This is a genomic window from Lactobacillus sp. W8172 (assembly GCF_016102055.1).
GTDB classification, from domain to species: Bacteria; Bacillota; Bacilli; order Lactobacillales; family Lactobacillaceae; genus Lactobacillus; species Lactobacillus apis_A.
The window spans coordinates 77,392-101,634 of sequence record NZ_JACFPG010000004.1 but is presented as its reverse complement, the minus strand read 5'-3'; the positions used below and the strand labels follow the sequence as shown (position 1 = coordinate 101,634).

Genomic DNA, 24,243 nt, shown 5'->3' with positions numbered 1-24,243 from the left:
GCACTTAATATAAGTTAAGTGCTATTTTATTTTTTATTAAGATACTCCAGTATTGGTTTGAGATCCTTTTCTTTTTTCTGTTTTGGAATATCAGGGTTTTTCAGGATTTCAAATGCAGGTTGAACTACCGCATATATCTCCCTGTTCTCTAAACTATCAATCGTCAAATAACTAATTTTAAAGTAGGCCTCCAAACCAGTTGTATCATTTTCATCTAAAGCCTTTTGTATGAGGAATATAAACACCTTTTTCAAGTTACGAGTTCTTTTCTTTTTTTCACGTTTCTTATCATAGACAGGTAAAAATAGTGCTACGCAAACAGCAGCAATCTCTGCTATAGCTGTTACCCACTCAGATAATGGTCCTATTTCCATGATATCACCTCTGTTCAATTATACTATTGCATCAAAAAGTTCAACTATTTTTATCACTACCAATGGCCAAGTAATATTATTCACACTGTATTTTCATGTGAATTTACACCACAAAATTAACTATATGCAACATGAATAATTTACAATAAACTAAAACACATCAAGGAGAGTTATAAATGAAATCTAACAAACCGTTTTATCAAAAGTGGTGGCTTTGGCTAGTTGCCTTCTTTGCCCTTACCTTTTTCGCTAATGATTCAACTTCAAGCGAGCATCAGAGCAATCAAACTAATGAAGCTCGCTCTGTAGAAGTTACCCACAAAAAAGATGCACCACAAGCCAAAGCAAAAGTACAAGAACTTGTAGTTAAACATAATAATCAAAAACCCACAAAGCAAGTACTGACCGTCAATAAAAATGTTACTCAGAAAACGCAGTTTAACCAAGTAAAATACTACCGTCAAGGAAAAAGTCGCGTTGTTTATATTGCACCTAGGTCTGGTAGAAGATATCATTATGATCCTAACTGCCGCGGCCTCAGGCCTGCAAGAGGAAATATCTCTAAAATATCTAAGAAAAATGCGATTAGCCGCGGCTACACTTTATGTAAATGGGAAGATTAACAAATAGAAAAAGCAGAGTTTTTACAAACTCTGCTTTTTCTATTCCTTTGATACAATATCATCTTTAACTTAATTCAGTATATCTAGCTAAATGTAGTCCTTTATCCTCAATTTCCTGTGCTACCTTTGGATCACATAAAAAGTCCACTTCTTGTGTACGCGGAATAGTTAGGCTGGATTGCTGAATAATGCTTTGATCTAAATACCCTGGGTGGCATACCATCATTGGCACATTATCCTCAGAGCTAGCAAGAGCAAATTTGACGGTGTCAGCAAAAGTACGATATGGATCATAATTCGGCTTCATGCTGTCCATAAAAGTTGTGATTGTTGTATTATTTTTAAACTTAACTGGGTTTAGGTCTAAGTCGAATGGCAACAACGGTAAGTCATGTCTTTCAGCTACTACTTCAAGGCCTTTTAATAGGTTTGCACTATAAACAGCATGCGCTTCGAAATAATCGGGCTTTTTACCAACAATTTTCAAGAAATACTGATATTGCGCCTCAATTTCAATAATAACTTCGTCTAAATTAACTACATCATACTCGGCAGTTCGATAAACCTTAGAAGGTTTGAATAAACCATTAGATGTCACCAAACTTGGTATTTTCTCTGGATCTGTCAAAGGCTTACCTGCACAAATCACTGTATGCATCCCAATATCAAGATCAAATGGTTTCAACAAGTCTAACCCATGAAGCGTGTCTTTCATGTTAACCATTACGCCAACATTATTGATTAATCCATTTTTGACGCTTTCATAAGTTCCATAATTAACACCCTTAGAATAGCCTAAATCGTCTGCACGAATAATTATGTTTTTCATATTCTCCTCCTATTTAGTTTTTGGCTCAACGCCAATGATATAAGTAGCAATTGCTGCAACTATTAAGGCAATTGCTGCACTTATAATCCCATTAATTAAGTTAGCAGTAGAGCCGCCTACGTAAGCTGTCAGTGACATAAAATTGGCCACTGGTACAATTACATAACCAGAAACATGCATTATGGCAGCATATATACCGCCTACGAATCCACCAATCATCATTCCAATAAATGGTCTACGGTATTTAATTGCTATTCCATATAAACCAGGCTCAGTAACACCACCTACAAAGTTGGCAATAAAGTAACCAAAAGCTAAAGATTTTTCTTTTTTATCTTTTAAGCGTAATGCAGCACCCAAACTCATACCAGCTACTGCAAAACTAGCAGCCAAAGAACCTAGAATAATAAAGTTATCGTGACCAGTTTGCGCCACAATCGTAATCATTGCACTTATCATAACTAAGTGCATCCCTGTTATAACTAGAAGTTCCCAAAGAGCACCTATTAGCCCGACACCAATAATAGCAGCAACACCGCCTAGTTGACCGAAGGAAATGATTCCCTTAGAAACGTATTCGCCTACAAATCCTCCAAGTGGTCCAAGTACACATAGGGCAAGAGGTAGCATAATAGCAATTGTTAAAGTAGGTGCAAGAATAGTGCGCAATGCGGCAGTGATATGTTTATTGAAAAAGCGCTCGATATATGACATTATCCATACCGATAGTAAGATTGGCAAAACAGAACTAGCATAATTGGTTAAGTGCATTGGAATGCCATATACTGTGAATGGCTTTCCTGCAGCAACTATTTTTACCAAACCTGGGTCAAGCATAATCGCTCCAAGAAAGATTCCTAGAATTGGGGATGTGTTAAATTGTTTGGCAGCAGTATAGCCGATTGCAATTGGGAAGAAGTAAAAACCAGCATCACCAACAAAACTAAACAGCTGATATAAGTCACTATGTACAGAAATAACGTTTAGCATAGTTGGTCCAAGCACTGCTACTAGCATTTTAAACATTGATGCCGCAATCAGCATTGGAATGAGTGGTGTTAAACTTCCAGCAATTTTGTTTAAAATCGTATTACCTACAGACTTCCATGTTAGTTTTTTGGGTTCGCTTTTTACGTTATCAATATTTTCATTTATTGGCGCAGCTTCTGTTAAGTTGCCCACTGCAGTAACTGCATCATAAACTTCATTAACCGTTTGACCAATGATAATTTGATATTGTCCACCAGATCTTGCAGTTCCCAACACGCCAGCAATATTTTTTATCTCGTCGTCTTTTGGTATGCTCATGTCCTTAAGATTGAATCGTAATCTTGTCATACAATGAGTTACACTAACAACATTCTCACTGCCACCAACAGCATCAACAATTTGCTGAGCCATTTCCTGATATTTTTTATTCATTTTCACTTTCCTCACTATTTAATTGTGTAATCATTCTTTGAACGTAAATCATTAAATAAAATTCTTCATCATCCGTAGTATTTGTACGTAATTTTTCATCAATCTGATTAATAATATCTACTGTACACTGGTACACTTTAGGATAGCTTTCTTTAAAACTTGTCCTGAGTAATTTACTTGAGCCATCATCAATTTGCTCATTACTCTCTAACCGCTTCAAATAGTATCTTAGATGCGTAATAAATCTGTTATAGATAAAGGAATTACGATTAATTTTTAGCTTAAATTGTTGCTCAATCTCTTTTACTATTAAGTCGGCAATTGAATTAAAACTATCTTCACTTATTTGCAGTTTTGTAACTACTTGAGAATTAATAAAGTGCATAGCTATCGCAATTACTTCTTCTGAAGATAATTTTACATTCAACTTCTGTTCAATTAGTTTCAGAGCTATTTCGCCAACCTGACATTCTTTAGGATAAAACGAACGAATATCATACGAAAATGGATAATCAATTCGTATCCCTTTTTTTGAACGTTCAATCGCAAAATTAATATGGTCTGCTAAACTAAACAGAATATTTTGATTTAAATCTTGACTCAAAATAGTTTGTGCCTGCTGAATGATATCAGCACTCACTTCTAAAACATTTTCCGGAATTTCTTTAATCAGTTTAAAATTACGACTGTCAATTCGATAAAAAGTCAGTTTGATTTTACTTAAGTCAGTTAGTTCATATGGTGTTTTAGGGTAGCCAATTCCTTTACCAAAAGCCACCAATTCGTCATGATTTTGATCTAAGCAAACTGCTACGTTATTATTTATTCGCTTAATGACTTGCATTCAGATACTCCCATTAAACTTGCTTTTCGACTATTGTGTCCAAATTAGTCACCTTATCGCCATAGTTCTCAATCAATTTCCAGTCTTGATGTTCCGGTATCAGCTTGGTAAAAATGACCATCGTAGTCAAATCGACTTCTCTATTCTTAAGAAAGTCACGATCAAGTTTAACTATTTCTTGTCCCTGTTCTATTTCTTCATCTTGTTCAACGACAGCTGTAAAACCTTGTCCATTTAAATTAACTGTATCTATACCAATGTGAACGAGTATTTCATCTCCATCTTTGGTAACTATCCCCACTGCATGATGGCTTTCAGGTAATGAAACAACTTTTCCAGCTACTGGTGCAAAAACTACATTTGCTGTTGCAGATAAAGTTATTGCAAAGCCGTCTCCCATCATTTTTTGTGAAAATACTGGATCTTTTACATTACTTAAATTTGTCAGTGTTCCCGAAATAGGTGCAGTAACAGTAAATTTAGTACTTTTCTTTTTTAAAAAATTAAACATAATTATCCCCCCTTAGCACACAAAAAAACTCTTTGTGGCACAAGATTAGCAAGTGTTCAAAAAACACTTTGACTAATGGTAATGTCTCAAAGAGTAACAATCCATTTCTTATTATATGTATCATTATACACAATTATATTTTCTATGCAAGCGCTTTTTAGATTGAAATATAAGCTACCTAGCAGCATTTTAGCAAAAACAAAAAACGCAGTCTTTTTCGACTGCGTTTTTTAAGTGTATCTATTTATTACCTTCGGCTCTTGATTTATATACGCCTTCAGCGGTATTGATAATTAGTTCTTCGCCCTCTTTGATAAAATCAGGAACTTGAACTACTAAGCCAGTTTCCATTGTTGCAGGCTTACCTGTACCAGTAACTGTAGCACCCTTAATACCAGGTTCAGTATGAGTAACTTTCATTGTAACAGTTGCTGGTAATTCAACGCCAAGAAGCTTACTGTCATTAGCAAATTCCAATTGAACTTCAATATTTGGCATCAAATAAAACTTATCATCACCAAGTTGTTCACCAGAAACTTCGTATTGTTCATAAGTTTCGGAATCCATGAAAGTATAAACGTCACCTTCGTTATAAAGGAATTGTGCTTTCTTTTTAGTAATGTCGATTAATTCAACCTTTTCAGTTGGACGCATCGTCTTATGAACAACTGCACCACTTTCAATGTTGCGTAAGTCCATTTGCATAACAGTATTGCCCTTACCAGGCTTATGATGGTTTGCCTTAAGCACTCGAATCATTTTACCGTCTTGGCTAAATACCATACCCTTTTTTAAGTTAATTGCCTGTACCATTTTTTTCTCCTTTTTATTTTAATCGCGTTTAAATTCCAGAAAAAACTTTACGCTGGAGGCAATGCAAATTTTTTAATTAATAATAAATAAATCGTGTTCATACCGTTTAGTATAGCAAAATTGACCCAAACTAGGTACTAAAAGTTAAAACTGCCGCAGATAGATTTCATCAATTTGATGGCCGGTTGTTTTATGCAAAATTAAGCTGGCTCGTTGTTTAGTTGGTGCAATATATTCACGCAAATTAACCAAATTCACCATTTGCCAAGTATCTTGTGCTAATTGAATTGCATCTGTTCTAGGACCGTTAGCCATCTCATAGTAAAAATTAGTTGGATCAGTTTTATTCATTTCAAGCACGCGCTCAAACCGTTGCATGAACCATTTTTCAATTAACTCCTCATCGGCATCGATATAAATTGAAAAATCAAAAAAGTCACTGGTAACAATTTGCCCATTAGTTGGTAACTGTAAGGTATTAATTCCTTCGATAATTAAGATATCCGGCTGCTTCACGTGACCATACTTGCCTGGAACAATATCGCTTAATTCTTGGGAATAAAGCGGATAGGCAATATTTTCTTTACCGCTAAGGACATCCTTTAAAAAGTCACTCAGTAAGTTCATGTTGTAACTTTCAGGAAAACCTTTCCGATCAAAAAGACCACGCCGTTTCAATTCTTCATTCGGATAAATAAAGCCATCTGTTGTCATTAGATGAACGTTTAAGCCAGGAAATGTTCGGCTAAGTAAGACCTGTAGAAGACGAGCAGTTGTTGATTTACCAACTGCAACCGAACCGGAAATACCAATGATAAAAGGTGCAGCAAGCACATGCTGCTTTAAAAATTCACTCTGTTTTTGCTGCAAAGTACGTTTTTCCTGGTACACCAAATAAAGATAGTTAATTAGGCTGCCATAAATTTCTTGAACATCCGTTAAATTGATGACATCCCCTAATGACTTAATTTTTGCAAGTTCGTCCTTCGTTATTTTAACAGCATCATTAGAAGAAAAAGATGCCCATTCATCTCGATTAAAACGCAAATAATTTTTCATCTTTAGTCATTCCCTTACCTTGTCCAAATCATTACGGATATCAAATTAAATTATCTCATTGCAAAAGAAAAACTCACGTTAAAAACGCAAGTTTTACTTCTTTTTATAAGTTATAGTACATCATAATGTGGTCAATACCCGCTTCAGTAAAAACTTCGCCCTTAGTCTGATAACCTAATTGATCATAAAAAGGTTTAGCTTGCATTTGAGCATGGCAAATTAATTGCTTAACACCAAGATCACGCAGATATTGGTGCACCTGCTGCATCATTTTTGTACCAAGATGTTGCCCACGCGTTTGCGCAGCAACTGCTACACGGCCAAGAGCCCACTGATCATTTTCTTTAAAAATACGGCAAACAGCAAGCGCTCTATTTTGCTCTTCGTTCAGCAAAAAGACTTGAATTGCAGTAAGATCTTGATCATCAAGTTCAGGCTCAGTGATTTTCTGTTCCGTGACAAAAGTATCAATACGCAATCTTGCAATACAATACATCTCTTGACCCGACATATCAGCAATTTTTTTAAACTTAAATGTTTCCTGTTTCTCCATCTTAGCCTCACCTATTTTTCTTCGTAAGTGTCTTGATCAACATCAAGAAGTGGACTTTTGGTGCCTGTATAAATCATATCAAGCTTATACATTGCACGCGAAGTGATAGTGTAAACCAGTTGCGTTTCATCAAGGCGGTGATAGCTTTTCTTTGAGGCATCCCACATAATGACAGAATCAAATTCCAAGCCTTTAGCTAAATATGACGGAATAATCAACGTTCCATCAACCAGTCGCTGATTAGCGGTTGCAATCAAAGTGGCTTTTACACCATTTTTCTTCAATTCTTCTGCAACAAACCTAGCACTTTCAAGATCTTTAGTAATCACCGCTGTCGTCAACTTGTTTTGCTCATTTTCCAGTAATACTTGTTGCAAAACCTTTATCGCCTCAGCATTATCATTTCGTCCCCAAACGACAGGCTTTGGTCCTTGCCTGTTAAAGGACTCAATTTTTTCACCCTGACGTAAAATTTGCTTGGTAAAATCTGTTAATTGCTTGGTTGAACGGTACGATTTGGTTAGCTGCACAACATCCGTTTTCTTAGGATCGAACAAGCCACTAATTTGTTTAAGTAAACTTCGACTCTCATCCTTGGTAAAAATAGCCTGGTTTAAGTCTCCCAGCATCGTGAATTTGGCGCGTGGGAAATTATATTTAAGGTAGCAAAGTTGAAATGGCGTGTAGTCTTGAATCTCATCAATAAAGGCATAGCGCATTTCATAATCAACGTGTCTTCCCGTAATCATGTCATATAAGTATAGGTACGCCGAAACATCATTCATATGAATGTAGTGATTCTTAAAACTTGCTTTGACTTCCTCAACATGGCCATTCCACTGATCTTCAGTAATATTCCATTTAGAAAGATCAGTCATTTTTGGAACGCGACGCAAGAAGCTAAGGTATTGCGCACGCATATTAATAAAGTTATTACGTTTAATTTGTTGGAAAACTTTATCTAGTGCCTTAACCACAATTTTGCGGCTTAAGAACTTTTCTTCTTTTTCCTCAGACTCAAACTCTTGATCAGGCCTGTCATATAGCTCATTAAGCTGTTCTTGACTTAGGCTTTGAATCTCATCAGCTACCCAAGACTTTTTAGCTTCAGAATTAATCTTGCGGTTAAGCAATTTAATTAACTCTTCACGCGTTGCATCAATTCGATTGCTTAAATTGTAGTTCGAATTGTAGGAATAATAAATTTCATTGATTTTTGCTTTTTCAAAAAATGGACGCTTTTTGTCACGGAAATAAATGTTCTTAAAGATGACACCACGTTGATTAAGGTGTTTTGCATAGCGAGTTAGCAATTCAAAGAAATTAGTCGAATCTTTGAATTGGCTGATTGCTGAATCGGCAGCATCATCCTCAAACTGATCAAACAGGTTTTCGACATTCATGCCAGGCAAACGACGTGCAACAAATTGCCAGTATGTCATTTGCACCATATTCTGTTCACCCATCTCAGGCAAAACATTTTTAATGTAGTCATTAAATAGCTGGTTAGGGCTAAACATAATAACATCGCTACTTGTTAAATTACCACGGTACCGGTAGAGCAAGTATGCTATTCTTTGTAAAATTGCAGAGGTCTTTCCCGACCCAGCAGCACCTTGAACAAACAATAAATCAGCGCTTGTATTACGAATAATCTTATTTTGCTCGCGCTGAATTGTCGTCACAATTGACTTCATTTGCGTACTGGACTTTTCACCCAAGACCTCAAGCAACATTTGATCACCAATCGATTCATTGGTATCAAACATATTGACAATCTTACCGTCTTCAATCATAAATTGTCGCTTCTTGGTCATCTCAACGGTAATTTCACCTTCAGGGGAAACGTAAGAAACGTCGCCAAGCTTGCCATCATAATAAATTGAAGAAATTGGGGCGCGCCAATCATAAATTAAAAAGTGATCATTTTTATCAGCAAAAGAACCTAAACCAATATAAATAGTTTCTGCAGGCTGTCCATTTTCTTTAAAATCAACCCGCGCAAAATATGGCCTTTGCTCTAATTTCTGGATTGTCGTTAATTGTCTAGCTGCATGTTGCCATGCATTCTCACGTTCATCAAGAAGTTGTTGCTGTTGATGAATTGACAAGGCCGTTTCCATTGAGGTGGAATAGCCGTCATAATCTAGTTTTACATCGTCAAAAAAGTGGGAGTTAAGATCCTTAGCTTCTCCTTCTGCCGACTTAATTGAAGAGGATAACTCTGCCTTTTTGGCTCTTATCATTTTTAAAATATGATCAAGATGTTCTTGTTCAATTTTTTTTTCATCCTTTGCGTTTAACATAACGTCACCTGTATTTTTAAAACTTGTTTATTATTTTAACATTAAACATGATTTATATATATACAATAACTCACTTAATTACTTTTGAATTTTTCCGAGTGCAATCCGTGAAAATCATAGTACTTGTGACTATAATAAAGTAAACGGGTCGTTTGAAAGTTTTGTAATTATCCTCGAATAACATAAAGTAACGGAGCTGATAAATCATGAGGAACTTTCGCCATTTTTTAAATAAACTAACTTACGCTTTAATAGCAGTTATCGCACTTAGCGGCTGCTTTGAACTACTCGGCAACAATATTTTGTCCAGCATGCCAAATCAAGTCGTTTATGCAAAAAAGGCTAAAAAACGTGCCAAGAAATCAAGAAAAGAGACTGTTTCTGCTGAATGGAAATGGGCACAACCTAAAGCCAGTGTTTATGTTGACCTAGATGGCGATAAAAACCTGACCGCAGCTGCCAACCATGCAATTCAAGTGTGGAATGACACCGGAGCATTCACTTTTACTAAAACCAAAAACAAAAAGAAAGCTGATATTACAATAGAAAGTGTCTATAGTCCAAACACTACTTATGCTGGCTATACAACTTTTCACTTCTATGTAAAATCAGGACTATTATTCTCTGCTGACACTAAATTAAACACCTACTACCTTGACAATTTCTCAAGCTACAATTACAGTTATGAACGAGTTGTCAACACAGTTGAACACGAGCTGGGGCACGCAATTGGGCTTAAGCACAATAACGGACAATCAGTTATGTATCCAACTGGCTCTATCTACTCTATTCAAGAAACAGATATTGAAGCTGTCAAAAAACTTTACAATAAATAAGTATATTAAAAAAATCTAAGTAGGTAAAATGAAAAGAATCTATATTGTCCGCCACGGTCAAACTTATATTAATCGCTACAACAAAATGCAAGGTTGGTGCGACACACCATTAACTGATAAGGGAATTGCTGATGCCAATGAAGCTGGTGAAGTTCTTAAGAACATCTCGTTTGACATTGCTCTTTCTAGCGACTTAAAACGTGCTAGTGATACTTGTGATATTATCATGTCACACAACACTAATCGTGACACGTTGCAACATATAGCTTCCCCATTTTTCCGCGAACAGTTTTGTGGGTACTTTGAAGGCATGGATTCCGATGCAGCATGGCAAATGATTGCTGGCCCGCATGGTTACAAAAACCATTATGATTTATTCCAAAAGGAACCACTTGATAAGGTTAAGGACTGGGTTAAAGAGGCTGATCCCTTTCATGATGCTGAAAACGCTGAAGAATACTGGAAACGACTCGACCAAGGTTTCAAACTGATTAGCCAACTTGATGGTGCAGAAAACATCCTTCTGGTAACCCATAGTTTTACTATTCGTAGCATCGCAGCAAAATACGGTGACTTTGATATTAGCGAAGGTCCTCGTAACGCTTCGATCACAATTATGAATATGACTGATAAAGATAAAAAAGTAATTTCCTATAATAAAATGAAATTATCTTAATTACACTTTTCTATCTATGGATATCCTCAATTACTTTGATAACTGAGGATTTTTATTACCCTAAACACTTATTTACCGCATTGTCGAGTGACATCATTAGTCCAGAATTGATTTTCAATAATAAAATAAATTGACGATTTACACGCTTTAATTGGTTCACTGTTATAATTGTCATTAAATTGTAATAGTCAGTATACTGGCAATTAAGATGAAAAAAGCCATCATTTTATTAAAAAATCATTCTGTTCACTATTTGTTTCAATAGCTCTCGTCGGATCGTTTATTCTAAGCAGTGGTTCCTATTCACCCGTTTCTTTTAATCAAATAACCTATGCCAAAAAGACTAAAAGGCTAAGAAAGTTAAGAAGGTACCACATCGCAGATGGAACAAAGCCAAAGCTTTAATTTACCTTGATTTAGGGAAAAATGACGATTTAATTGCCGCAACTAATGATGCAATTAAAGAATGGAACGAAACAGGTGCATTTACTTTCACAAAAACTAAGAATAGGAAAAAGGCTCAAATCACTGTAGTACCTTGGTACAATTCAAAAACCCGTTATGCTGGCTACACTCACTGGCGCTATTATGTCAAAAACCACCGTCTCGTTGCTTCAACTATCCAGTTAAACACATGTTGCTTGTGTGATTTTGCAGACGATGCTGAGCGCTACTAACAAGTACTTCAAGCCATCGAACATGAAATGGGGCATGCAATGGGGTTTGATCATAACACAAAGGTTCCATCTGTCATGGACACTGAAGGGAGATACCCAATTCAGCCAGTCGATATAAAAAACATTAAGAAGCTCTGCCGTAAATAAAGCTTGCTCCAAAAATTAAAAGACCATTCACTAAAAATGTGAATGGTCTTTTTACTCTTGAAGTAACTACTTAGCCACCGAAGTACACTTTCTGCACTTCTGGATTAGCTAATAGTTCCTGTCCTGTACCAGTTAATTCAATTTTACCAGTTGCCAATACATAACCTCGATCAGCAATCGAGAGAGCTTGTTTAGCATTCTGCTCAATCAACAAGATTGTTGTTCCCTTTTCATTCAGCTCTTTAATAATCTTAAAAATCTCCTGAATATACAAAGGTGACAGTCCCATCGAAGGTTCGTCAAGTAAAAGTAATTTAGGTTTAGCCATCAACGCACGACCGATGGCCAGCATTTGTTGCTCACCACCTGACAGCGTTGCAGCATCCTGATTTTTACGTTTTTGTAAAATTGGAAAACGTTCAAAAATTTCTTGATAACCCTTGTTCACTTCACTACCACTTTTTTGTAAAAAAGCACCCATCTGTAGGTTTTCCATTACCGTTAGTCCGGAAAAAATATGCCGTCCCTCTGGAACTTGTGAAATCCCGTCTAATACTATTTGCGGAGCCTTTTCTTTAACAATGCTCTTACCCTGATATGTGATTTGACCATCCTTAGGTTTAAGTAGTCCAGAGATTGTTTTAACAATTGTCGACTTGCCGGCACCGTTTGCACCAATCAAAGTCACAATTTCACCTTCATTTATTTTGAAACTTACCCCTTTAACAGCTTGGATAACACCATAGTTAACGGACAAGTTTTCAACTTCGAGCATCGCCATCTAGACTTCACCTTCTCCCAAATATGCCTCAACCACTTTATTATTTGTCCTGATTTCTTCAGGGGTACCAGTTGCAAGTAATTCTCCTTGATCGAGAACATAAATGCGTTCAGCCAAGTTCATAACAAGAGACATGTCATGCTCAATCAATAAAACAGTTATACCAAACTCTTTTTGTACCCGCTTAATTAGGTTAGTTAAATCTGCCGTTTCCTCTGGATTCATTCCAGCGGCAGGCTCATCTAAGAACAAAATTTTAGGCTGTGTTGCCAAGGCTCTAACTATTTCTAAGCGGCGCTGCGTTCCATAAGGTAGATTTTCAGCTAATAGTGCTTGGCTATCTGTTAAATCGAAAATGTCTAGCAGTTTTTCTGCTGCTGCTCTCATTTCCTTTTCAATTCGATAGTAGCTTGGCAAACGAAAAACAGTTGTCAAAAATCCTTCTTTGTACTTATTTGTCATGGCAGTTAAAACATTGTCCATAACTGTTAAATTTTTGAACAAACGAATATTCTGAAAAGTTCGTGACAAGCCTAAATCAGCAATTTGGACAGCATTCTTACTGGTTAAATCATAAGTTTGCTTGTCAACTCGTAAATCTATTTTGCCGCTAGTTACAGGAACCATCCCTGTTAATAAGTTAAATAGCGTTGTTTTACCAGCACCATTTGGACCAATAAGGGCAACCAATTCATGTTCATCTAGATGAAGTGAAACATCGTTAACTGCGGTTACACCACCAAATTTACGTACCGCGTGTTCTACTTGCAGTAAATGCTCCATGTGCTAGCCCCTTTCCTTTTTACCAAAATGTTTACCAAGATTCTTTAATGAAAATTCCCAGTTACCGAGCAGTCCTGATGGCTTGAAGATCATAATTAAAATCAGTGCAATTGCATAAATAACCATTCTTAGCGCACCAAAGTTTTGTAAGACCGTATCTAACACGCCTAAAACAACTGCTGCTAAAAATGTTCCTGTCATACTACCAACACCACCTAAAACAACAATTACAAGAATCGAAATAGACTCCATAATTCCAAAGTTTGATGGTGAAATAGTTTGGATATAGGATGCATGCAAGCTACCAGCAATCGCAGCTGTTGTCGCACCAATAACAAAAGCGGCTACTTTCCACTTGGTAGTGTTAATTCCCATCGCTTCAGCAGCAATTTCATCTTCACGTACGGCTTTAATTGCTCGTCCGTTTTTAGATTTAATAAAGTTCATCAAAACTAGGGTCGTTAAACAAACCAAAATATAAACAGTTGGCCAAGAGCATAGTTGAGGAATGTTAAACATCCCCGCTGAGCCACCAGTAATCTTCAGGTTATTGATGATGTTGCGAATAATTTCAGCCGCACCTAAAGTCGCAATTGCTAAATAATCACCCTTTAATCGAGTAAACGTTGCTGTTCCGACAACTAATGCAATAAGTGCTGCAAGCGCCATCCCAACCAGCAATGACACAATAAAACCTAGTTCAGTGCTTACGTGCTGGGTAATAATCGCGGTTGCATATGCACCAATTGCCATAAAACCAGCGTGTCCAAGTGAAAATTGGCCACTAAAACCGATAATTAAGTTCAATCCCGTTGCCAAAATAATATTGATTCCGATTGTGACCAACATATTTTCAATAAAGTCATCGATCACGCCTACCATAATTAACGCATTGATTAGATAGAAGCCAGCAATCATAATTACAAGCCACGACAAGATGTATTTCAAATTTGCTTTCATTTTGCCACCTAAACCTTTTCTTTAGTATTTTTGCCAAAGATACCGGCTGGTAAAAAGAGCAAAATAACAATTAAGACAAAGTAAACGACAGCATCTTTGTATGCAGATAAACCAATTGATTGGAAAAATGTTTCCAAAATACCAATCAGGAAACCTCCTAGTGATGCCCCAGGTACTGAGCCAATTCCGCCCAATACGGCTGCCACGAAGGCCTTGATTCCCGGTGTCATTCCCATCAGCGGATCAATTTGGTTATAGTACATCCCAATCAGAATACCGCCAGCACCGGCTAAGGCCGAGCCTAAGGCAAAAGTAAATGAAATCGTGTGGTTCACATTTACACCGACTAACTCAGCTGCATCTGGATCAACCGAAACAGCTCTCATTGCTCGTCCCATTTTGGTCTTTTTGATAATTACCTGCAGCAAAACCATTAAGATCAACGCTGTAGCCAAAATCAAAATTTGAATATTAGAAATGACAATGCCACCAATGTTGTAATTAACTTGTTCCATTACTTGGGGAAAGCTGCGTGCATTAGAGCCTACTAAATATGACATACCATTTTCTAGCAAAAACGATACACCAATAGCAGTAATCAAAACCGCGATTCTAGGTGACTTTCGTAGAGGCCGATATGCAAAATATTCAATCACTACACCAGCTAGTGCACTAACAATCATTGCTGTAAGTAGAGCGGTAATAAAGTTAAAGTGCCAAAGGCTAATTACGTAGTAGGCACAAAATGCCCCTAACATGTAAATATCACCATGAGCAAAGTTAATTAACTTAATAATGCCGTAAACCATGCTATAACCCAACGCCAACAAGGCATATATCGAGCCTAATGATAAGGCATTGATAATTTGCTGTAAAACTATCTGCAAATTTGATCGCTCCTTTGAAATATCTCTATTAACTAAACATGTTTTACGTTAGTCAACCTTGTAAGAATTACTGATTTTTCCGTTAGTCATTTCCTCAGTTATGATTGGTCTTTCAGGATTGTGTTTTTTATCAATCGTGATTTCGCCAGTAACACCCTTGAAGTTCTTAGTCTTAGCTAAGCCTGCAGTAATTTTGACTGAATCATCTGATTTTTGTGTTTCAATTGCATTTTTAACTAGGTATACCGCATCATAAGCAAGTGCTGAGAATGCAGGAGCATCAGTGTGGTAACGTGCCTTAAAAGCTTTCATAAACTTCGAAGCAAATGGATCCTTAGCTGCAACACGGGTAGAAAATGGTGTGGTGTAGAAAATATTTGTGGCATTCTTGGGACCTGCGATTTGTGGTAACTTCGGATCAGCCATTCCGTCACCACCAACGATTGGAACCTTGATACCCATTTGACGGGCTTGCTTAATGATTAAACCTACTTCAGTGTAGTAACCAGGAACATAAATCGCATCAACGTTTTTCGACTTAAATGAAGTTAAAACAGCATTAAAGTCCTTATCACCTGCTGAGTAGGTTTGGTTAGCGACTACCTTACCCTTATATGTATTTTGGAAAGCCTTAGCAAGCCCTGTTCCATAATCACTTGAATTATCAGCGTAAATAGCAACACGCTTGGCCTTTAATTTATCCATTACAAATTCTGCTGCTTTAGTTCCTTGGAAATTATCTTGGAAACAAGCACGGAAAACATACTCTTGAACCTTACCGTCTTTTTGTAAAGTATATTTTGAATCCGTTGCTGATGGACTGACACTTGGCACAGCTGCTTTCGTAATATTTGGAATTTCAGCAGTACCTGCACTTGTAGTTGCAGGCCCAACAATTGCCGCAACCTTGTCCTTAGTAGTTAACTGAGCTGCAACAGAGGATGAAGTAGCTATTGCCGACTTATTGTCACGTAAAATCAATTTAATTTTCTTCTTGTGGCCATTAACGTTAATTCCACCTGCTTTATTGATTTCATCAACTGCAAGTTGGACACCCTGTCGTTCCGCATTACCATAACCGGCAGCAGCTCCAGACAGCTCTAAATTGGCCCCAATTTTAACAACATCATGTGCTTGGGTTGTTCCCTTGCTACCACTGTTTTTAGCAACGGAACAGCCCGCCATCATAAATGCAGCCGCTCCTAATGTGACAGCACTCATTACTCTTTTAGTAAACTTACTCATTTTTTCTCCTTTGACATTTACCTACAAAAACACCTCATTCAACTTAATGAATGAGGCGCTAGGTCATTTATGAGTTAAGCCCCATTCATCAAGAAGCAAACAAGGGCTCAACTTTAAAAACTGCATTCAGCAATCTACTTAGGTTAAGTCCTACTTGACAACAAGGCAATAATTATCTTTTGCGTATTGACTATTCTAATGTTCTTTTTATTTAATTTTGTAATTTTCATTAAAATAGCCTCCTCAAAATTTAATTTAACACTTAGAATTATAGGTATCTTGTTTTTAGGTGTCAAGAAATATTTTAAAAATAATTTAATTTAGTCAAAAAACTTGAATAAATAGTTAGCTTTCTCAGCAAAAATAAAAAGCTGTAATCTCAATGATTACAGCTTTTTTCACTCTTTTGTTAAAACAAGTTTTTCATACAATTTGACTGTTAATAAATAATAAAATAAATAAAGAATAATAAAAATAGCAAATGGAATCCAGATACTACGATATGGGTTTTCTAACAAATCTTTGAAAAGTTGAAGTCCAAAAAGAACATCAATCACACCTAGAAGTGCTGGTAAGAGAAAAAGAACACCGATTTCTGCTTTGATAGAACGCCGTAGTAGCTGTTTCCTTGTCCCCATTTGGTAGAGCATCCGGTACTTCGCTTTATCGCCAGCAGCACCACTTAAAACTTTAAACATTAAAGTTGAAGCAAGCATAGTCAAAAAGGCAAAGCCGAGAAAGAAGCCCATGAACTCAAACGAACTACTGTAAGCAAGTGAGTTGCCGTAAAAAGCCGCTTTAGACTGAGGCACGAGGGCGGAAAAAACAGGCTTTTCTTTTACTTGCTGACTTTCTATTTTAGCGATAATAGGATAAGCCTGGCGAAAATCTTTAACTCGAAGAAGACTAACAAAGTTTTTCTGACCGCTAAGTTTGCTTAACTCCTTTGACGAGACAAGCTTAACTTTTTGCTGGCCATGGTTTGGAACCATCCGCATAAAAATAGTATTATCTATTGCATTGCTATCAGATATTTTATTTACTTGCAGTGCTTTAATAGTATATTGAGTGACACCTCTATTATTGGAATAATTAACACTGACATATTTCACTGGCTGTTTCGAAAGTTCTGCTTGATCAAAGTAAAGAACTTTTTTGGTTTCCTTGTAATGGTAGGTCTGTTTACTAATTACATCCAGTTTTGACTCGGCCTTTTTGACGGCAGAAGAATTGCTAACAATTGTTGCATCGTAATAAACAGACTGCGTTGCTAAAGCATTGAGCGAATCAAAGTTCAAACCAACGGTGATTGCACCAAGTGCCAGAGCAAACAGCAAAGAAATCATTGTCAAAACTCGAGTATAGCTTTGCAACCGGAACTTCAGCTGTCCCAGCGTAAACATACGAATACCATGATAAGAAAAACTTTTCCTTTTTAGCAAAAGCCCCACAAGCGAACTAAACACTGCAGCAAAAATCAAGTATGAACCAATTACAATTGTTACCAAAGCGGTTGGAATAATTTTAAAAACTTGCTCCTTTGGCAGTGTCATTACGTAATAACCTATTGCCAATAAGAAAACACCGCCTGCTGCTTCGATTACTCGTAAAAATGGGCGATAGCGAAATTTTACTGGTGCCTGATCTTCATGCAACAAAGTAATAACAGGCGTGTGCGTTAACTTGTATACGTTAGCCAAGGCTACCACCAAAAATATTACTAAGAAAAACGCAATCGTAATTATAATCGCATTAGGTAAAATGGCCTGAAAATGTGGTATTTCTAAGCCTAACTTGCTAATTAGTATTTTTAGACTGATCCAGGTTAAACCAAACCCAAGTATAAGCCCTAAGAAAGTGGCCAAAAGACCAGTGATTAGGGTTTCACCAAAAATCAGTCGCCCTATCCTAGTGCTTTTAGCACCCAGCATCATGTACATGCCGTAATCATGCTTACGCATACTGAGTAAAAACGTATCGGCATACAATAAATAGACTAAAGTAATAATGACTAATAAAACAATGCCAAAAATAAAAATATATTTTAAGTAATCTGTTCTAACGTGGATGTCATTTTTTATGAAGGCTGGGTTAACTGCAATTGCTAAAAACATATAGAAAACCATGCTAGCAACAGTTAAACCTGAAAACAAAACCAGATAGTCCTTTAACCTGCTTCTTATTCCCGTTAAAGACAACTTCCAAATCATACGTATTCCTCTTTCCTAAACTAGCAGCTCATTCTCCTTTGCTGAGAACACTATCTGATCTCAAAACGATTTTTTCATATAACTTCACTGTTATTAGGTAATAGAGAACGTACAAAATGATAAAAATTGTAAATGGAATCCATAAGTTGTGGTACGGGGCTGGAAGGAAAACTCTAAACATCTGTAAACCAAATAAAACATCGACTACGCCTAATATTCCCGGTAAAAGGAATAAGATACCAATCTCATTTTTAATTGAATTACGTAAGACAGACATTCTAGTGCCCATTTCAAACAACATCTGATAGCGAATTTTATCGCTAGCAGCACCCGTTAAGATTTTAAACATTAAAGTAGAAGCAAGCATAGTTAAGAACGCAAAGCCCAAGAAGAAGCCCATGAATTCAAAGCCACTGCTAAAGTTCATAACTAGCTGATAGGCTCCTGCCTTACTTGATTGATAAACATTGGCATAATTTTTGCTTTCTTCTAGCTGCTGCTTTTCAATTTTTAAGAGGATTGGATAGTCTTGCTGAAAATTCTTTACGGTTAGAAGGGTGACAAACTGCTTGTCGCCCTTTAAACTAGCCCACTTTTGCTGTGAAACCAAACGAATAGGTTTATGGTGCTTAGCAGGAAGCATTGAGTTCAAAGCGTTATTAGCAGTTGTTCCCTGCTTAGCCAGATCAGCAATTTTCAAATTTACTGTCTTATAAGCTGGTGTGTCATTTTTGACATGGAATTCATTGTTTTTGACTGGATTAGCACTGAATTCAGCCCGCTTAAAGTACAAGTACTTTTTGCTTTCTTTATAATGATATGTTTGTTCATGCTTGATATGCAGCTGCTTTTTAGCTTCTTGAACTGCAGAAGAGGAACTTACAATCGTCGTGTCATAATATGTGCTTGCAGTAGCTTGATCTTTAAGTGTACTAAAGTTCAAGCCCACCGTGATTGCTCCTAAAGCCAAGGCAAAGAGTAGCGAAATAATTGTTAAGATCTTGGTGCAGTCATGAATCCGAAACTTTAACTGACCTAGTGTAAACACCCGGATTCCGCGGTAAGAAAAGTCTTTTCGCTTTAATAAAAAGCCAATTAATGCACTGAAAAAAGAATTAAATGTAAAGTATGATCCCACTACAATCGTCACTAAAGCAACTGGAATGATAATTAAAATCATTGCTGCGGGAAGACTGAGCGTATAGTAACCTATGGCTAGCAGAACTAAGCCAGCAATTGCTTCCACTGAACGCAGCCCCGTTTTAAGACTCGTTTCAGCTGGCTTTTGCTCATCTTTCAAAAGGTTGATTACTGGTGTATGCACTAATTTACGTGCATTTTTGAGCGCGCCGAAGAGAAACATTAAAGTGAAAAAGATTAGTGTCCACAAAACGGCATTAAGCAAGATGGGACTAAAATGAGTAACCGTTAAACCCAGTTTATCAATTAGTAATTTGGCAACAACTGTGGTCAAGCCAAAGCCCAGAATAATGCCAGCTGAAGTGGCTAAAATCCCAGTAATCAATGTTTCTAGAAAAATTAGCAACCCAATCTTGCTGCTCTTGGCTCCTAGCATCATATACATGCCATAGTCGTGCTTACGCATGCTTAGCAAAAACGAATTAGCGTAAACAAGATAAATCATTGAAATAATGACTAGTAATACAATGCCAAAGCCAAATGTAAATTGAACATATGAAGTTGAGGTTTGAATATCGTTTTTGATAAAGGCCGGATTAATTGCAATGGTCAAAAACATGTAAAAGATCATGCTTGCAACAACCAAGCCAGAGAATAAGACCGTATAATCTTTAAAACGATTTTTGATTCCTGTTAAAGATAATTTCCAAATCATATTCGTTTCCTCTATTCATCGGTGTCTAAATGATCAATCAATAAGTGATAGAACTCTTGCCGCGACAGCTCGTTTTTCAACATTTGCTTACCAATCTTACCGTCTTTAATAAAGAGAATTCGACTGGCAAAACTAGCGGCAAACGGGTCATGAGTAACCATCAATGTTGTAATGCCATCGTTTTGATTCAAATCTTCCATTGTATCCAATAATTCACGTGCACTCTTTGAATCAAGCGCACCGGTTGGCTCATCTGCAAGTAAAATTGCTGGTTCATGAACTAAAGCCCTGGCTGCTGCTACCCTTTGTTTTTGCCCTCCTGAAACCTCAGCCGGATACTTGGCTAATATTTGCTCAATTCCAAGTCGTCCAGCAATTCGATCAATTAACGGATCAATTCGCTTGGTTGATATTCCACGCAAACTTAGCGGCAAAGCAATATTTTCGCGGTTAGTTAAGTTTTCCAGTAAATTAAAGTCTTGAAAGATAAAGCCAATTTGTTTACTTCTAAAATCGGCTAACTGATTGGCGTTTAACGTACTATTATCTTCATGATTAATAAAAACATGACCACTTGTTGGCTTATCGAGCGTTGACAAAATGTTAAGCAGGGTCGTTTTCCCTGAGCCTGAAGCACCCATGATAGCCACATACTCGCCCGAATTAACCGTGAAGTTAATACCCTTTAGTGCCTGATATTGCTTTTCGCCGCGCTTGCCATATGTTTTAGTTACCTGCTCTACACGTAGTATTTCAGTCATGTTTCCTTTTCCTCCTGTTAGTCACTGTGTATTATATATCTAATACACTAATCCTGTTTTGGAATTTTGTCAAACAAAAAAAGCACTTACTTAAGTAAGTGCTTTTATCAGCTAAGTTTTGCTGTAATTCTAGTATATAAAATTAAGCTTTAGCCAATTCTCTTCATCACCTTTTTTAGTGGTATCACAATAATCGGTGTAACTATTGCTGTAAAAATTGCTTCAATCAAACCGTTCATCCCTAAGGCAACAATCAAAGCCTCGATTAATGGCGTTCCTTTGGCAAAATTGCCCATATAACCAATTAGCCGCCCTGAATCATTCATAAAAGCAAGGCTGGTTAATAATATGACTAAGACTGTATTGGTTAAAGAGGTAACCGCACCTGCAGTTGCATAGCCGGTTTCTCTTATTCCCTTTTTCTTATTCTGAAAGAGTTTGCCTATTAGACCAGGAAAAAGTCCAGCACACACACTTGGAATTACTGCGATGAAAACATTTTGAAAGAGCATCAAGCTGACAATATCGCCTGGCTGTGTAAACGCCAAGATTAATCGTAAAATTCCCCAAAACAAACCAAAAACCGCTCCAGCCATTGGACCCATTAATAAGGCGTAGATTGCTACTGTTAATGGCGCAGTCGTAATTGCAGGTAACCCAGGCAGGATACGAATGTAGCCAATGTTAGGAACAAAGGTCTGAAGTAAAAAAAGTGCGATGAATAAAGCTGTAATTGCCATGTTTCTTGTTTGTTCTCGTCTCATGTAAGTTTTCTCCTTAATAACATTTTGCTATTATATTGCTAAACTTTTTAAGTCGCAAACAATTATATTAGTTGCTAAGACCATGATAATACAGGTTTAAACTCTAACTGTCCTTATATGCTTTTTCCTAATCTTGTTCTTCTTCAAAAAAGGCTCTAAATTGCTCGGCCTCTTGGAGCAATTTTTCACGATTATCGACCTGCGGTAGCTTATAACCCACAAAATAAGGTGAAGCAGCAAATCGTGCAATTAGCTTAGCACAAATTTTGCCTCCTTCACGCGGATAAAAGAATAAATTATAGGAATCACAACGCCCCTTCGACACCACATTTAACATGTACTTGGTTCCCGCTTGAATCCAGTCTGCCCATAGGTCAACACTAGACAAATCACATAAATTAAGATTTAATTCAACATAGCCATGAATTGGAGCAGTTGAAACGTTAACCTCAACTCCAGCTTCATCAAAGAGTGTTATACCCTTAAAATTGGCTTCGTTAATGTACCGATAGCCGTCTTGCTTTTCAAGTCCAATAATCTGCATGTGTGGGTGCACAAGTGAGCCTCCTGAATTTGGGCCAAAGTTCTTGTACCATAAAACGGATTGGAACCGTTTTTGCGCCATCATCTTATTAAAGCAGTTCGAGGAAAACTGAATTAATTGTCGATTGAACGCTTTAGAATAGGTCGCAATATCACCATGATGATCACTCGACTCAATTAGAACAGTTTGAACCGTATCACGTAAGGTTGGATACTTATTACGCAACCAGATCATGTCACCATTTTTTTGATAGATATTTTCTAGGCTGTCAACTTCACAAAATGGACAGCCCGAATTATTCTTTACTTTACGATATGAATTAGGTTTATTTTTTGCAATATTTACATCAAAAATTAACGGGTCAATATCCATCATATCCTCCAAAAAATTCCATCTTATCTATTGCATTTTACTAGCGCCGCAATAGATGATAAACTGGAACCGCAATTATTTTATAAAAAGTTATTTATAGTGGGTAAAATTATGCAATCTATAAAAGATTTAAAAAAACAAAACAATCGCAACAACTTTTATTTAATTATGGTTGGCATCTTCATGATTTTAGCAGTTGTCTTTGGTGTTATTTTATATAATCGGCACGTTGAATCACAAAAGGCCGCCAAAGAATTTGCTATTACTCATTTTAACCCTAATGTAACCATTTATGGTGTAAAAGTGGGAAATCTAACTGTTGATAAAGCAACGAATAAAGTTAATGCAAAAGCTAACAATATGGTTGTGTTGGAAAAAGGTAAGGTTTCAATTGAACGCGATCCCAAGCTTAAAACAATCCAGCGCGAAGAAGTTAAAAAATATTTCGATAAACAGCACACGACAATGCCTGATAAGCGAATTTTTGACTACAAATACACAGATCTTGCAGCAGCTACTGATGCGCTTAAAAATGTTAGTCAAGCAAAATTGAATTATCAAATCGCTGGCAAGTCATACAAATTGCAGGCCCGCGCCTTGCTTAACGAAGTTACTTTCAAACAAGGCAAGTTTAACTTCATTAACTCCGAAAACTTAACCGCCAAGCTTAACCAGATTGATCAGGAAGTTACAACCTTGCACAAGAGTTATAAATTTACTGTTCCGGTCAAGAAAAAATTGAATGGCAAGGAAATTACCGTTAAAAACGAAAGTTATGGCTGGGGTGTTAACGTTAAAAAAGCACAAGCAGCAATTGAACAAGCATTCTTAACTGGTAAAACCAAATTAGATGGTAAAAACTACCTTTACGGTCTAGGTTACAGTACTTACGGCCTCGGTTATGGTCAAAATAATCATGGCATTGGTGACGACTATATTGTTGTTTCCTTGAAAAAGCAGGCACTTTGGATCGTCAAAAAGGGAAAATTGGTTGTTTATCTAAACGATGTGGTTACAGGAACCGAAAATGGCGGTAAAGGCAACAGAACTCCTACTGGCGTTTGGTACATTCACTATAAAGAATCTCCATCTGTTCTTCGCGGACGTAACAGCGATGGTTCAAAATATGCCTCACCAGTTAAATATTGGATGCCATTTACCTTAAGTGGTTGTGGCCTGCACGACGCAAGCTGGCGTGGTGATTGGACTAAAACCGCCTACCTCCGTGGTGGTTCACACGGTTGCGTTAACATTAAACCAGCTGAAGCGAAAAAAGTTTGGCGTAACGTAACTAAACATGAGCCAGTAATTGTTTATGATTAGAGCTATACCAAACTGCCCTCGTGGATGACATGGCTGTGCCACTTTAAGCGGTAAAATTGATTGCTTCATAGGAGATATAATGTTTCCA

23 protein-coding genes are annotated in these 24,243 nt (G+C 37.0%); 4 read left to right on the top strand and 19 right to left on the bottom strand.

Annotation, left to right across the window (positions count from 1 at the left end; translation table 11 throughout):
* Window positions 1–26 precede the first annotated feature (26 nt).
* The gene (locus tag H3R21_RS06220; RefSeq protein ID WP_046305939.1) at window positions 27–374 is read right to left on the bottom strand and encodes a hypothetical protein; all 348 of its coding nucleotides are present in this window, start codon (window positions 372–374) and stop codon (window positions 27–29) included.
* Window positions 375–550: 176 nt separating this feature from the next.
* On the opposite strand from H3R21_RS06220, the gene H3R21_RS06215 reads away from it, so the two are divergent.
* Window positions 551–997 (top strand): hypothetical protein, encoded by a 447-nt coding sequence (locus H3R21_RS06215; RefSeq protein WP_198183839.1) that lies wholly within the window; start codon window positions 551–553, stop codon window positions 995–997.
* 64 nt (window positions 998–1,061) lie between these two features.
* Here H3R21_RS06215 and H3R21_RS06210 read toward each other — a convergent pair whose 3' ends face one another.
* The 8 genes from H3R21_RS06210 to helD all read right to left on the bottom strand — a co-directional run bounded on the left by H3R21_RS06210 (window position 1,062) and on the right by helD (window position 9,334).
* Window positions 1,062–1,826, bottom strand: coding sequence for a ChbG/HpnK family deacetylase (locus H3R21_RS06210; protein ID WP_198183837.1), 765 nt, complete (start codon window positions 1,824–1,826; stop codon window positions 1,062–1,064).
* Window positions 1,827–1,835: 9 nt separating this feature from the next.
* Window positions 1,836–3,248: a PTS transporter subunit EIIC gene (locus H3R21_RS06205; RefSeq protein ID WP_198183835.1), complete on the bottom strand. Its 1,413-nt coding sequence runs from the start codon at window positions 3,246–3,248 to the stop codon at window positions 1,836–1,838.
* On the bottom strand, window positions 3,241–4,092 hold the full coding sequence (locus H3R21_RS06200; protein ID WP_046305933.1) for a PRD domain-containing protein: 852 nt from the start codon (window positions 4,090–4,092) through the stop codon (window positions 3,241–3,243). Before H3R21_RS06200 ends, H3R21_RS06205 begins: the two co-directional genes overlap by 8 nt.
* A 13-nt stretch (window positions 4,093–4,105) precedes the next feature.
* Window positions 4,106–4,603 (bottom strand): PTS glucose transporter subunit IIA, encoded by a 498-nt coding sequence (locus H3R21_RS06195; RefSeq protein ID WP_198183833.1) that lies wholly within the window; start codon window positions 4,601–4,603, stop codon window positions 4,106–4,108.
* Window positions 4,604–4,843: 240 nt separating this feature from the next.
* Window positions 4,844–5,416, bottom strand: a complete 573-nt coding sequence (efp, locus tag H3R21_RS06190; RefSeq protein WP_198183831.1) for an elongation factor P — start codon at window positions 5,414–5,416, stop codon at window positions 4,844–4,846.
* 144 nt (window positions 5,417–5,560) lie between these two features.
* Window positions 5,561–6,475 (bottom strand): type I pantothenate kinase, encoded by a 915-nt coding sequence (coaA, locus tag H3R21_RS06185; protein ID WP_198183829.1) that lies wholly within the window; start codon window positions 6,473–6,475, stop codon window positions 5,561–5,563.
* Window positions 6,476–6,578: 103 nt separating this feature from the next.
* On the bottom strand, window positions 6,579–7,028 hold the full coding sequence (locus tag H3R21_RS06180) for a GNAT family N-acetyltransferase (RefSeq protein WP_198183827.1): 450 nt from the start codon (window positions 7,026–7,028) through the stop codon (window positions 6,579–6,581).
* Between the two features lie 11 nt (window positions 7,029–7,039).
* Entirely contained in the window at window positions 7,040–9,334 is a 2,295-nt protein-coding gene (gene helD, locus H3R21_RS06175) for an RNA polymerase recycling motor HelD (protein WP_198183825.1), read from the bottom strand.
* Window positions 9,335–9,540: 206 nt separating this feature from the next.
* On the opposite strand from helD, the gene H3R21_RS06170 reads away from it, so the two are divergent.
* Together H3R21_RS06170 and H3R21_RS06165 are read left to right on the top strand one after the other, a co-directional pair.
* Window positions 9,541–10,170, top strand: a complete 630-nt coding sequence (locus H3R21_RS06170; RefSeq protein WP_198183823.1) for a matrixin family metalloprotease — start codon at window positions 9,541–9,543, stop codon at window positions 10,168–10,170.
* A 28-nt stretch (window positions 10,171–10,198) separates the two neighbouring features.
* Entirely contained in the window at window positions 10,199–10,846 is a 648-nt protein-coding gene (locus H3R21_RS06165) for a histidine phosphatase family protein (protein WP_198183821.1), read from the top strand.
* 894 nt (window positions 10,847–11,740) lie between these two features.
* Here H3R21_RS06165 and H3R21_RS06160 read toward each other — a convergent pair.
* The 10 genes from H3R21_RS06160 to H3R21_RS06115 form a co-directional block, all read right to left on the bottom strand.
* Window positions 11,741–12,451 carry an ABC transporter ATP-binding protein gene (locus tag H3R21_RS06160; protein ID WP_198183819.1) on the bottom strand — a complete coding sequence of 237 codons (711 nt, stop codon included), beginning with the start codon at window positions 12,449–12,451 and terminating at the stop codon, window positions 11,741–11,743.
* Window positions 12,452–13,234, bottom strand: coding sequence for an ABC transporter ATP-binding protein (locus H3R21_RS06155; protein WP_198183817.1), 783 nt, complete (start codon window positions 13,232–13,234; stop codon window positions 12,452–12,454).
* 3 nt (window positions 13,235–13,237) lie between these two features.
* Entirely contained in the window at window positions 13,238–14,194 is a 957-nt protein-coding gene (locus H3R21_RS06150) for a branched-chain amino acid ABC transporter permease (RefSeq protein ID WP_198183815.1), read from the bottom strand.
* An 8-nt stretch (window positions 14,195–14,202) separates the two neighbouring features.
* Window positions 14,203–15,081, bottom strand: a complete 879-nt coding sequence (locus H3R21_RS06145; protein ID WP_046305923.1) for a branched-chain amino acid ABC transporter permease — start codon at window positions 15,079–15,081, stop codon at window positions 14,203–14,205.
* Window positions 15,082–15,129: 48 nt separating this feature from the next.
* On the bottom strand, window positions 15,130–16,326 hold the full coding sequence (locus tag H3R21_RS06140; RefSeq protein ID WP_122034130.1) for an ABC transporter substrate-binding protein: 1,197 nt from the start codon (window positions 16,324–16,326) through the stop codon (window positions 15,130–15,132).
* A 398-nt stretch (window positions 16,327–16,724) separates the two neighbouring features.
* Window positions 16,725–18,536 carry an FtsX-like permease family protein gene (locus tag H3R21_RS06135; protein ID WP_198183813.1) on the bottom strand — a complete coding sequence of 604 codons (1,812 nt, stop codon included), beginning with the start codon at window positions 18,534–18,536 and terminating at the stop codon, window positions 16,725–16,727.
* A 28-nt stretch (window positions 18,537–18,564) separates the two neighbouring features.
* Complete coding sequence (locus H3R21_RS06130) at window positions 18,565–20,391, bottom strand: FtsX-like permease family protein (protein WP_198183811.1); 1,827 nt, start codon at window positions 20,389–20,391, stop codon at window positions 18,565–18,567.
* A gap of 11 nt (window positions 20,392–20,402) precedes the next feature.
* Window positions 20,403–21,152: an ABC transporter ATP-binding protein gene (locus H3R21_RS06125; RefSeq protein WP_074426054.1), complete on the bottom strand. Its 750-nt coding sequence runs from the start codon at window positions 21,150–21,152 to the stop codon at window positions 20,403–20,405.
* A gap of 149 nt (window positions 21,153–21,301) precedes the next feature.
* Complete coding sequence (locus H3R21_RS06120; protein WP_046305917.1) at window positions 21,302–21,916, bottom strand: ECF transporter S component; 615 nt, start codon at window positions 21,914–21,916, stop codon at window positions 21,302–21,304.
* 127 nt (window positions 21,917–22,043) lie between these two features.
* Window positions 22,044–22,832 (bottom strand): DUF4931 domain-containing protein, encoded by a 789-nt coding sequence (locus H3R21_RS06115; protein ID WP_046305915.1) that lies wholly within the window; start codon window positions 22,830–22,832, stop codon window positions 22,044–22,046.
* Between the two features lie 111 nt (window positions 22,833–22,943).
* Between H3R21_RS06115 and H3R21_RS06110 the strand changes: the two genes are divergently transcribed.
* Window positions 22,944–24,155: a L,D-transpeptidase family protein gene (locus tag H3R21_RS06110; RefSeq protein ID WP_198183809.1), complete on the top strand. Its 1,212-nt coding sequence runs from the start codon at window positions 22,944–22,946 to the stop codon at window positions 24,153–24,155.
* The last annotated feature ends 88 nt before the right edge of the window (window positions 24,156–24,243 follow it).